Source organism: Micromonospora sp. NPDC049891, assembly GCF_040660295.1.
Taxonomy (GTDB): domain Bacteria; phylum Actinomycetota; class Actinomycetes; order Mycobacteriales; family Micromonosporaceae; genus Micromonospora.
The window spans coordinates 23074-35086 of the sequence record NZ_JBFAML010000043.1 but is presented as its reverse complement, the minus strand read 5'-3'; the positions used below and the strand labels follow the sequence as shown (position 1 = coordinate 35086).

The 12013-nt window shown below is 71.8% G+C and carries 8 protein-coding genes and 1 pseudogene; 2 read left to right on the top strand and 7 right to left on the bottom strand.

The window, feature by feature from the left end:
• From AB0I71_RS30770 to AB0I71_RS30760, 3 genes are all read right to left on the bottom strand, one after another.
• Positions 1-992 (bottom strand): phosphatidylcholine/phosphatidylserine synthase (locus AB0I71_RS30770; RefSeq protein ID WP_357590627.1); only part of this gene is annotated, 992 nt, incomplete at its 3' end.
• 364 nt (positions 993-1356) lie between these two features.
• The gene (locus tag AB0I71_RS30765) at positions 1357-2268 is read right to left on the bottom strand and encodes an NUDIX domain-containing protein (RefSeq protein ID WP_357590625.1); all 912 of its coding nucleotides are present in this window, start codon (positions 2266-2268) and stop codon (positions 1357-1359) included.
• A gap of 133 nt (positions 2269-2401) precedes the next feature.
• Positions 2402-3349, bottom strand: coding sequence for an NUDIX hydrolase (locus tag AB0I71_RS30760; RefSeq protein WP_357590623.1), 948 nt, complete (start codon positions 3347-3349; stop codon positions 2402-2404).
• Positions 3350-3493: 144 nt separating this feature from the next.
• Between AB0I71_RS30760 and AB0I71_RS30755 the strand changes: the two are divergent.
• Positions 3494-3835: pseudogene (locus tag AB0I71_RS30755) on the top strand (PspC domain-containing protein); the annotation flags it as partial.
• A 219-nt stretch (positions 3836-4054) separates the two neighbouring features.
• Here the strand turns inward: AB0I71_RS30755 and guaA are convergent.
• The gene (gene guaA, locus AB0I71_RS30750; RefSeq protein WP_357590621.1) at positions 4055-5611 is read right to left on the bottom strand and encodes a glutamine-hydrolyzing GMP synthase; all 1557 of its coding nucleotides are present in this window, start codon (positions 5609-5611) and stop codon (positions 4055-4057) included.
• Positions 5612-5754: 143 nt separating this feature from the next.
• On the bottom strand, positions 5755-7455 hold the full coding sequence (locus AB0I71_RS30745) for a GMC family oxidoreductase (protein ID WP_357590618.1): 1701 nt from the start codon (positions 7453-7455) through the stop codon (positions 5755-5757).
• Between the two features lie 222 nt (positions 7456-7677).
• On the opposite strand from AB0I71_RS30745, the gene AB0I71_RS30740 reads away from it, so the two are divergent.
• Positions 7678-8781 carry an LCP family protein gene (locus AB0I71_RS30740; protein WP_357590616.1) on the top strand — a complete coding sequence of 368 codons (1104 nt, stop codon included), beginning with the start codon at positions 7678-7680 and terminating at the stop codon, positions 8779-8781.
• A 48-nt stretch (positions 8782-8829) separates the two neighbouring features.
• On the opposite strand, the gene AB0I71_RS30735 is transcribed toward AB0I71_RS30740, so the two are convergent.
• Positions 8830-10299, bottom strand: a complete 1470-nt coding sequence (locus AB0I71_RS30735) for a M1 family metallopeptidase (protein WP_357590614.1) — start codon at positions 10297-10299, stop codon at positions 8830-8832.
• 236 nt (positions 10300-10535) lie between these two features.
• Positions 10536-11957 carry a M1 family metallopeptidase gene (locus AB0I71_RS30730; RefSeq protein ID WP_357590612.1) on the bottom strand — a complete coding sequence of 474 codons (1422 nt, stop codon included), beginning with the start codon at positions 11955-11957 and terminating at the stop codon, positions 10536-10538.
• Positions 11958-12013 lie beyond the last annotated feature (56 nt).

The window sequence follows — 12013 nt, the reverse complement described above, 5'->3', positions numbered from 1 at the left end:
TTCACCCCGCCGGCCGGGTAGCTACCGCCTTCGCGCGCCCGCCCCGACCTCGACGTGCGGCGCTGACGCAGCCAGAGCACCGGGCCGCTGATCAGGTAACCGACCACGATCAGCCCGAAGGTGAGTCGAACGTCGATCAGGGCACCGATCACCGGAGCGAGCCAGACCCACGGCGGCAGCTTGACCAGGCGGGCGAGCTTCGCGTACGGGAAGCTGCTGACCATGGTGAAGGCGAGCAGCGCCACCCCGGCGATCTGTACCGCCCCCGGCACCGGCATGCCGATCACCACCATCAGAGCGAGCACGGCGGCTGCCATGGTGGTGGGTACGCCGGAGAAGAACCGCCCGTCGTTGGGTGAAACGTTGAACCGCGCCAGGCGGATGGCCGCGCAGGCGGCGACGAGCGCAGCGGCCACCGCGGCGGCGGCGGTCGGCGCGGAGCCGGCCAGCGACGCGTAGACCACCACGGGTGCGGCGAGCCCGAAGGAGCACATGTCGGCAAGCGAGTCCATCTGGGCGCCGAACGGGCTGGACACCCCGAGCTTGCGGGCCAGAGCGCCGTCCAGGCCGTCGAACGCGACGCAGGCGATCAGGAGAAGCGCGGCCAGCCGCACCTCACCCTGCATGGCGACGAAGATCGCGTTGATGCCGAGCAGCAGGCTGGCCAGGGTGCAGGCGTTGACCAGGGCGAACTTCATCCGCCGGGCCGGGGTCCGCTCACCGGGCAGCAGCGGAGCCGGTGTCGCTGTCGACTCGCCCAGCACCGGGGTCGGCGCGACGGGCGGGTTGACCGTGACCGGGCCTACCAGCGGGCTGACCGGGGCGATCGTTTCCATCCCGGTGCGGTGGAACCGCTTGAGGCCGTACCGGCGACGCGGGCGGTCCTGGTACCGGGGCTCGGGCAACACGTCGGTCGCGCCGTGCATTTCCGCACCTCGGCGGCCGACGCGGACCAGCAGGACCTGGCGGGCGAGGGTGCCGCTGCGGCGCAGCGGGCCCGTCCAGCTTCGCCCTGCGGGACGCGGGCTGTCAGTCGTACGACGCCGGCGCCATGGGGCTCTCGGCACGTTTCCTCCATCACCGGATCGGCTTACCGCCACGTGGGCGGGCGTCCGGCTGTCTCGTGCCGGACCTTCCTGGCCCGGCAGCCGTTTTGCGGAGTACACCATCGCACAGGGGGTGGGGGAATGGCGATAGCTGCCGGCGGTACTTATATCTCCCTTAACCGCGCGAACCGCCGTCTTATTCCCATCCGGGACACCATCGCCCGTTTTCTACACCTGCCCTGCCTCGACTGTACCGGAGGTCGTCCGCACCGGCCCGGTGGCGAGATCAGCCAGGTACGCCCACCGTGGGTCACCTGGACGGCACAAGGGCCATCTCGGCGATCTCAGTCAACGGAAGTTTTCGCAGCTCAGAAGGGGCGAACCAGGCGGCGCGAGCGGTGGACCCGCCGGCCAGTTCGGTAACTGCCGGTTCTGTCGGCACGTCGACCTGCACCCGGTAGACGATCCGGATGCCGTGCCAGTCGAGGGGGTACCCCTCCGGACCCAGGGCCGCCGGATTGTGCAGGTTGTCCACCCCGACCAGCTCGGTCACCCTGCCCAGTTGGCCGGACTCCTCGACCAGTTCCCGTAGCAGCGCCGTGACGGGCTGTTCGCCATGATCGGTGCCGCCGCCGGGCAGGTGCCACCGCCCCGCTCCGGGATAGCCCTCGGCGATCAACGTCAGCAACACCCGTCCGTCGGGATCGGTGACCACCCCGTACGCCCCGAAGCGCTGCCGGCGGCGGCCGGCACCGGGACCGGCGAACGGCTCCCGGCGGCGCAGCGAACCGGCCGGCAGTGGAACGACCGGCAGACCGACGGCTTCGGCGGTGAACGCCAGCAGCGGCAGTTCCGCCGCCTCGTCCAGGGTCAGCCAACGGGCCAGGTCGGTGCTGCCGTCACGCTCGGCACGCAACCGCCCGCCCACCGCTGTCAGGTCGAACAGCATCCGGTCGGTGTGCAGCGCGACCCCGAGGTCCGGGTACGGAACCACATCCGCGACGACCGCCCGCAGCCCGGTCACCTCGACGGTCAGCCCGGTCTCCTCGGTGACCTCACGGACCACCGCGTGCGCGGGATGTTCGGCATGCTCCAGCCCGCCGCCGGGCAGTGACCAGACGCCGGGAAAGTCCGCCCGTGCGGAGCCCCGCACCAGCAACACCCGCCGATCGGGGTCCCGCAGCACCCCGTAAGCCCCCACCCGCCGCACCCGCTCCACCATCCCCGCCACTCCCACCGCGCCCATCCCGCCCCGCCCTCGTTGCGTCGATCATGAAGTTATCGCCACGCGCCTCGGCGTGTCCCGGCAACAACTTCATGATCAGCCCGCGCACGGGTGGGGTGGGGGTGGGGGGTCAGGTCAGGTGGGCGGCCTGGACGGCTTCGGCGGTGACTTCGGTGAGGCGGTCGGTGGGCAGGGCACCGAGTTCCTCGCGGGCGAACCAGCGGGCCTCGCAGGTGGAACCGCCGACGTCACCGACGGTGGGCGGGGCGGGTTGGTCCACCACCACCCGGTAGAAGGCGCGCACCCCGTGCCAGTCGATCGGGTAACCCTCCGGGCCGAGCGAGGCAGCGTCCCGGTGAGAGGCCACCCCGAGCAGCTCGACGAGCCGCCCGGTCTGCCCGGTCTCCTCGACCAGTTCCCGGATCAGCGCCGCACCCGGCTGCTCGCCGTAGTCGGTGCCGCCGCCGGGCAGGTGCCAGCAGCCCGCACCCGGGTAGCCGTCGGAGACCCGGGTCAACAGCACCCGCCCCTCCGGGTCGGTGACCACGGCGTACGCGGCGAAGCGCTGCGCCCGGTGCAGCCCGTCCGGACCGGGCACCGCGTAGAAGGAGGGGAACTCCGGCGCCTCGTCGGGCACGATGTCCGCCGACGAGGCGGGCAGCCCGAGCGCGCGGGCGGTGAAGGAGCGAAGCGGCAACTGCGCCGCCTCGTCCCGGGTGAACCAGCGGGCCAGGTCGGTCGGCCGGTCGACCCGGTCGGTGAGCGAGCCGCCCCGGACCGACACCTGGTAGACCAACCGGTCGGTGTGGATGGTGATGCCCCGCTCGGGCAGTGCCCGCATGTCGGCCAGCACGTCGTGCAGGCCGGCGACGGCCACTGACAGGCCGGTCTCGGCGGCGGTCTCGCGGACGACTGTGTGGTGTGGGTCCTCGCCGTGGTCGACCGCCCCGCCGGGCAGGGACCACGTGCCAGGGGTGCCGGAGCGCTCCGATGCGCGGACCAGCAGCACTCGCTCTACGGAATCAGTACAGACTGCGTATGCCGCGATCCTGCGCAGCGGCTCCAGCATGGTGGTCACGGAGCCAAATTCTCCCCGTCACCCGTTACCGACGCGGAAAAGAGTCGGATTCCTGACTGATCACTCGCCCCTGAGAGGCGGTTCAGGGTAAGGATCCGGGCGGTCACCGAGGTCGATACGCTCCGCGACGAGGACCGTGGAGTCATGACGTCCACACCTCACGCTCCGTACCGGCAACTGCGCCGCCCGACCACCGACCGGATGGTCGCCGGTGTGGCCAGCGGCCTCGGCCGCTACTTCGCCGTCGACCCCACCCTGATCCGGGTGGCATTCGCCGTCGTCACGCTGGTGACCGGCGGGATCGCCGCCCTCGCGTACCCGATCATGTGGTTCCTGATGCCCGAGGAGCCGGCCGGCGCACCTGCCTGGCCGCACCCGGCGCCCGGCGCGCCGCACGGCGCCGCCGGCCCGCCCCCGCAGCCGACCGCCACACCGCACCCGGCCTGGCCGTTCCCCGGGCCGACCGGCCCGGTGCCGCACGCCGGACCGCCGGCACCGACCACCTGGCCGCCGGCCGCCACCCCACCCGCGTCACCGACGGCGTACCCCGACGTCCCGGCCGCCCGCCCCGAACCGTCGACACCTGCCGACATCGGCGACGTCAACAACCCGCCGGACACCGGGGCGACGCCGGAACCGACGCCGCGGCCAGCGCCTCAACCGCCCGCGTGAGCCGCCGTCATCGCGCCCCGACGGGGCACCGCGTCACTCCCACTCGATGGTGCCCGGCGGCTTGCTTGTGACATCCAGCACCACCCGGTTGACCTCGGCCACCTCGTTCGTGATCCGGGTGGAGATCCGGGCGATCACGTCGTAGGGCAGGCGGGACCAGTCGGCGGTCATCGCGTCCTCGCTGGAGACCGGGCGCAGCACCACGGGATGCCCGTAGCTGCGCCCGTCACCCTGCACACCGACGCTGCGTACGTCGGCCAACAGCACCACCGGGAACTGCCAGACGTCCCGGTCCAGGCCGGCGGCGCTGAGTTCCTGACGGGCGATGAAGTCGGCCCGGCGGAGCACGTCGAGCCGCTCCCGGTCGACCGCACCGATGATCCGGATGGCCAGGCCGGGGCCCGGGAACGGGTGCCGCCAGACCATCGCCTCGGGCAGCCCGAGCTGGAGGCCGAGCGTACGGACCTCATCCTTGAACAGCGTGCGCAGCGGCTCGACCAGGGCGAACTTGAGGTCCTCGGGCAGCCCGCCGACGTTGTGGTGACTCTTGATGTTCGCGGTGCCGGTGCCGCCGCCGGACTCGACCACGTCCGGGTAGAGGGTGCCCTGCACCAGGAACTCGACGTCGCCGTGCGAGGCGATCTCCCGGGCGGCAGCCTCGAAGACCCGGATGAACTCCCGTCCGATGATCTTGCGCTTCTGCTCCGGGTCGGTCACCCCGGCCAGCGCGCCGAGGAACCTGTCGGCCGCGTCGACCACCTTCAGCTTGATCCCGGTGGCCGCGACGTAGTCCTTCTCCACCTGCTCGGCCTCGCCCGCGCGCAGCAGGCCGTGGTCGACGAAGACGCAGGTGAGCTGGTCACCGACGGCCTTGTGGACCAGTGCGGCGGCGACCGCCGAGTCCACCCCGCCGCTGAGGCCGCAGATGACCTCCTTGTCGCCGACCTGCTCGCGGATCCGGGCCACCTGCTCGTCGATGATGTTCTCGGCCGTCCAGGTCGGCTCGATCCCGGCGATCTCGTAGAGGAAGCGGGTCAGCATCTCCTGCCCGTGCGCGGTGTGCCCCACCTCGGGGTGGAACTGCACGCCGGCCCGCCGCCCGGTCACGTCCTCGAACGCGGCGACCGGCGCACCGGCCGACTCGGCAGTCACCGTGAAGCCCTCGGGCGCCTCGGTCACGCAGTCACCGTGGCTCATCCACACCGGCAGGTCGGCCGGCAGGTCGCGGAGCAGCACGCCCGGTTCGAGGAGGCGGGGCCGCAGCGGGGTGCCGCCGTACTCCCGGCCGCCGGTGCGCGCCACCGTGCCACCGAGGGAGCGGGCCATCGCCTGGAACCCGTAGCAGATGCCGAAGACCGGCACGCCCGCGGTGAACAGCCCGTCGTCGACCTGCGGAGCACCCGGCTCGTAGACGCTGGCCGGGCCGCCGGACAGGATGATCGCGGCGGGGTTCTTGGCCAGCATCTCGGCCACGGGCATGGTGTGCGGGACGATCTCGGAGTAGACCTTCGCCTCGCGTACCCGGCGCGCGATCAGCTGGGCGTACTGGGCTCCGAAGTCGACCACGAGGACAGGGCGCGGCAGGCTCATAGCCGGCAATCCTACCCAGCGTGACGCCCCCTCCCCCCGCCCACCGCCCCCGTCGACCCACCCCCGCCGATCTTGCACTTTCGGTCGCCGTTATGCCCGTTGTATGGCGCTATGCGGCGACACAAAGTGCAAGATCGCGGAGGTCAGGGGTGGCGGAGGGCGGCTGGGGCGTGCGGGGGGACGGCGGGGTGGTGGGGTGGGACGGGGGCTAGGGGGTGGTAGGGGGCGTCGGGGGCGGGGCGGGGGTCGGGCTCGCCCTTGTTGGGCCAGAGGGAGATGGCGCGTTCGGCCTGGGCGGTGATGGTGAGGGACGGGTTGACGCCGAGGTTGGCCGAGACGGCGGCACCGTCGACGACGTGCAGGCCGGGGTGGCCGTGGACGCGGTGGTAGGGGTCGATCACGCCGTCGTCCGGGGTGGCACCGATCACCGCCCCGCCCAGGATGTGCGCGGTCACCGGGATGTCGAAGGGCTCGGTGAGCGCGCCGCCCGGCGTACCGTCGATCTCCTCGGCGAGCAGCCGGACCGCCTGGTTGCCGGCCGGGATCCAGGCCGGATTCGGGGTGCCGTGGCCCGGCCCGGAGACGAGCCGGCGGCCGAGCGGCCCACGCCGCAGCCGGAGGGTCAACGAGTTGTCCGCCGACTGCATGACCAGAGCGATCACCGTACGCTCCGACCAGCGTCGGACGGAGAGCATCCGGGCGGCCAACCGGGGCTGCCGCAGCAACTGGCCGAGCCAACGACGCAGCCGGTGCGGCCCGCCGTCGACAAGCAGCGACTGGAGCAGCCCCATCGCATTCGAGCCCCGCCCGTAGCGGACCGGCTCGATGTGGGTCTGCGGATCCGGGTGGAACGAGCTGGTGATGGCCACCCCCTCGGTGAAGTCCACGCCACGCTCACGGGCCCGTCGGTGCGGCACGGAGGCGCCGAGGATCGCCTCGGAGTTGGTCCGGGTCAGCTCGCCGAGCCGGGACGAGAGCCCGGGCAGGTCGCCACGTTCCCGCATCTCGTGCAGCAGCCGCTGGGTCCCCAGCGCTCCGGCGGCGAAGACCACCTGGTCGGCGTGGATCACCTGCGGCCGCCGGCGCAGCCACGCGCCGGTGCGCTCGGTGTGCACCTGGTACCCGCCACCGTCGATCGGCCGGACCGCGGTCACCGTGGTCAGCGGATGCACCCGGACACCGAGCCGCTCGGCCAGCCACAGATAGTTCTTGACAAGCGTGTTCTTCGCCCCGACCCGGCAGCCGGTCATGCAGGCGCCGCAGTGGGTGCAGCCGGTACGCTCCGGGCCGGCCCCGCCGAAGTACGGGTCGGCGGCCCGCTCCCCCGGCCGGCCGAGGTGCACACCGACCGGGGTGGGGTGGAAGGTGTGCCCCACTCCCATCCGCTCGGCGACCTGCCGCATCGCCCGGTCCGCCCCGGTGGCGACCGGGTACGTGGTCACCCCGAGCATCCGTTTCGCCTGGTCGAAGTGGGGGGCCAGCTCGGCCCGCCAGTCGGTGAGGTGCCGCCACTGCGGGTCGTCGTAGAAGGCGTCCAGGGGTTCGTACAGGGTGTTGGCGTACACCAGCGAACCACCACCGACGCCGGCTCCGGACAGCACCAGCACCCCGCCGCCGGCCCGCCGGTCGGCCGCCCGGAGCAGCGTGATGCGCTGGAGGCCGAAGCAGCCCAGCCGCGGTGCCCACAGGAAGCGGCGCAGCCGCCACGACGTCTGGGGAAACTCGTCGTCGGCGAACCGCCGGCCCGCCTCCAGTACGCCCACCGAGTAGCCCTTCTCGGCCAGCCGCAACGCGGCGACGCTGCCGCCGAACCCCGACCCGATGACCACCACGTCGTACCGCATGCACGCATCATTACTCGTGAGTAGCTCTCGCGCCAGGACCTGATTACGCGCGATCATGCTCCGCACCGCGTCAGTTTCGCCCGACCGGGACGCAACCACGAACCCGGCTCAGCGCGTTGGACCGGTATCGACCCAGGGCGGGTGTCGAAGTCTCCGTCGAGCCGAGGCGGAGTCGCAGGTCGGCCAGGGACTTCGACGGACGCCCTAAGGAAGCGGGGGATCATGCTCGGAGGAGACCGGAGACGGTTGACGTTGGCGCTGGCCGGTCTGGCCACGCTGGCGGTGGTCGCGGTGATCGGCGTGGTGGTGGCCCGTACGGTGAGCGACGACCGCCGGACACCGGCCGCCGCCACCGGCAGCCCGAGCGCGTCACCCAGCGCGAGCCCCAGCCCGAGCCCGCCGCCGGGAGCGGACATCACCGGTCCGCTCAACCTGCTGCTGGTCGGGGTCGACACCCGGGTTAGTGTGCCCGGCTGGGAGCCGCACGCCGACGCGGTACTCGTGCTGCACGTACCGGCGGGGTTGTCCCAGGCGTACCTCTTCTCCCTCCCCCGCGACCTGGTGGTGGACATCCCGGCGTACAAGGCGGCCGGTTACCGGGGCGGACGCACCAAGCTCACCCACGCGATGAGCTACGGCAGCCGGGTACCGGACCGCCCCAAGCGGCCCGACCCCGCCCAGGGGTACGAACTGCTGCGCCGCACGGTCAGCGACTACACCGGCCTACGCATCGACGCGGGCGCGGTGCTCACCTTCGGCGGCTTCGACGAGTTGGTCGACAGCCTGGGCGGCGTGGACATCCGCATCGACCAGCGAGTGGTGTCGCGACACCGGCAACCCGACGGCAAGCACCGGGAGCCCGGCCCCGGCGTGGGCGGCTACGTCGGACCACAGATGGTCTACGAGCCCGGCGATCGGCACCTCAACGGCTGGCAGGCACTCGACTACGCCCGCCAGCGTTACCTGCCCGGCGGTGACTACGCCCGGCAACGCCACCACCAGCAACTGATCCAGGCACTGATCGGGAAGATCCTCGACCAGGACCTGGCCCGGCAGCCGGAGCGGGTCGAACAGGTGGTCGCCGCGCTCGGCGACGCGCTGCTCTACGTCGGCGGACGGCGGATCGTGGACTTCGCGTACGCCCTCGGCACGCTGCCGCCGAAGTCGGTCACGCTTGTCGGACTGCCCGGGGCCTCGGTGGGCCGGGGCAACGCCTACCGGGGCGAGGAACTGACCTCCGTCGGACGTCGTTTCCTCACCGAACTGCGCGCCGGCAAAGCCGAGGCCTTCCTGGCCGAACACCCGAAACTGAAGGTGAAGAGCTGAGGGTCCGCCACCGGGCGCTGGCACGTCTCGCCCGGTGGCGGAGAAACGCTAGAGACGCTTCGGAACGGCGGGCTTCTTCTTGCCGTAGAGCCAGGCGTCGAAGAGCTTGTCCAGCTTCTCTCCGGAGACCCGCTCCGCCAGCGCCACGAACTCCTCAGTGGTGGCGTTGGCGTCACGCTTCTCCCGCGCCCAGGTCTTGAGGATCTCGAAGAACGCCTTGTCGCCCACGGAGACCCGCAGGGCGTGCACCGTCATCGCGCCGCGCTGGTAGACCGACTCGCTGAACATGTTCTTCACCCCCGGCTTGCCGGGCGGCGTACGCCAGACCTCCGCCGGGACCCGCGCCATCCGGATCTCGAACGCCTCCTTCGCGGTGAACTCGTCGGTGTGCTCGGCCCACAACCACTCGGCGTACGACGAGAGACCCTCGTTCAGCCAGATGTCCTGCCACCGGCTCAGCGCCACGCTGTTGCCGAACCACTGGTGGGCGACCTCGTGCGCGACGACGCCGGTGTTCTCGCCCCGCCGGAAGAAGCCCGCCGAGTAGACCGACCTGCTCTGCGTCTCCAACGCGTACCGGATCCGCTCGTCCGAGACGACCACACCGCCGTACGCCTCAACCGGGTACGGCCCGAAGACGGTCTCCAGGTAGTCGGCCACCTTGATGGTCTTGGCCATCGAGGCGTCCGCCGCCCCCTTGGACACCTTCGTGGTCACCGCGTTGAACACCGGCCGTCCCTTGTGGCTGCCCTCGGTGATCCGGAACTTTCCGATCGTCACCATGCTCAGGTAGCTGGCCATCGGCGTGTTCTCGGCCCAGCGCCAGGTGGTCCAGCCGTCGGCGCTGGTCTTGCCTCCCGGAACGCCGTTGCTGATCGCGGTCAGGCCGTCGGGCACGGTGATCTCGAACCGGTAGGTGGCCTTGTCCGACGGGTGGTCGTTCACCGGGAACCAGGTGCTGGCCGACTCGGGCTGGCCGAGGGCGATCGCGCCGTCGCTGGTGTGCAGCCAGCCACCCTCACCGACCGCCTGGTTCTTCAGCGACTTCGGCTTACCCGCGTACGTGATCTCGGCGGTGAAGTCCCGACCGGACGCCAGCCCGTCGGCCGGAGCGACGACCAGTTCGTTCTTCTCCTGCCGGTGTTGCGCCGGTGCGCCGTCCACGGTGACCTCGCTGACCGTCAGGTGCGCCAGGTCGAGGTTGAACGACGACAGGTCGGCCGTCGCCTTGGCCTGGACCGTGGTGACGCCGCTCAGCTGGTCCTTCGCCGGGTCGTAGCGGACCTTCACGGTGTAGCCGGCGACGTCGTAGCCGCCGTTGCCGTAGCTGGGAAAGTACGGATCCCCGGCCCCTGCGGCACCCGGCTGGAAGTCCGGTGCCGGTGCGGCCGACTCGCTCGGCGTCGCCGCGCTCGGCTCCGTCTCCTCCGGGGCGGCCGAATCACAGCCGGTCAACCCCAACGCCCCCACCAGCAGCAGAGCCACGCTCCGCCGCAGGTGCGTCCGCACACCTGTCATCGCACGTCCTCCCCGTGACACGTGACCGACCGACGGCCGGCCCGCGCGACCGACTCCGTCCGATCGCAGGCCGCAGCCTACCGATCAAATGATCACTGGAAGAACGTCGATCCGGCGGTGGCAGCAAGCCGTTCTCCGGCCGGGAGTGGCCAGCCGGACGAGGCGCCGGTCAGCGCCAGGCCAAACACCGGCGGCACCGGTCAGGGCTGGCCGGGACGAGGTGCCGGCGGCGGCGGTCAGGGCTGGCCGGGTGCGGCGGTGCCGGTCAGCCAGGTGTCGAAGAATGAGCCCAGGTCGCGGCCGGACGTCCGCTCGGCCAGGGCGATGAAGTCGGCGGTGGTGGCGGTGCCGTCGCGGCGCTCGCTGGTCCACGTCCGCAGGATCTCGAAGAAGGCGTCGTCGCCGACGGTGCGCCGCAGTGCGTGCACGGTCAGCGCGCCACGCTTGTAGACGGCGGTGCCGAACATCTGGCCGGGGCCGGGATCGAGGGTGCGCCGGGTCCAGTCGGTTGCCCCGTACTGGAGTTCGAAGTTGCGCTGGGCGCTGCGCCCGCCGTCGTGTTCCTCCCACAGCCACTCGGCGTAGCTGGCGAAACCCTCGTTGAGCCAGATGTCACCCCAGCGGGCCAGCGCCACACTGTTGCCGAACCACTGGTGGGCCAGTTCGTGGGCGACCACGCTGTAGTTCGGCTCGCCGTCGCGGAAGAAACCCGGACCGTAGACCGGCCGGGACTGGGTCTCCAGCGCGTACCCGATCCGGTTGTCGGAGACCACCACGCCGCCGTACGACTCGAAGGGGTACGGCCCGAAGCGGGTGGTCAGGAAGTCGGCGATCTCGCCGGTGCGGGCCAGTGACGTCGCCGCCGGCCCGGTCGCCGACAGTCCGTTGGGTACGGCGGTGACCATCGGCTTGCCGGCGTGGTCGCCGGTCTGGACCCGGTAGTCGCCGATCACCAGCGTGGTCAGGTAGCTCGCCATCGGCGAGCGCTCGGCCCAGCGCCAGGTGGTCCAGCCGTCGGCGCTGGTCCGCTCCCCGGGTACCCCGTTGCTGAGCGCGGCGAGCCCGTCCGGAACGGTCACCTCAATGTCGTACGTGGCCTTGTCCGACGGATGGTCGTTGACCGGGAACCAGGTGGCCGCCGAGTGCGGCTGGCCGAGGGCGATCGCGCCGTCGTCGGTGTGCTGGAACCCGCCAGTGCCCAGCACGCCGTCGGCGTCGGCCTCGGGCACACCGCCGTAGGCGACCTCCACCGTGAACCGGCTACCGGAGTCGAGCCCCCGGGCCGGGGTGACCACCAGTTCGTCGTCGTCCCGCCGGTGCTCGGCCGGGGCACCGTCCACTGTCACCGAGCTGACCTCCAGCCCGGACAGGTCCAGGTTGAAGCGGGACAACCCGTGGGTCGCGGTCGCGGTGATCTCGGCGCGGCCGGTCAGCCGGTCGTCCGCCGGGTCGTACCGCACTCCGAGCCGGTAGTGGGCGACGTCGTACCCGCCGTTGCCGCTGCCCGGCACGTACGGGTCGCCGAGATCGACGCTGCCCGCCCGGAACCCGGCAGGCTCCCGGTCCCCGATGCCGCCGACAAGCACCACCGCCGCCACCACGGCAGCGACCACCGCCACCGCACCGGCCCCCCACCACTTACCAGACCCGCTGCTCATCGGCCCGAGCCTACTGCCGCCACCTGCCGCGATCATGCAGTTGTGGCACGTGGCGA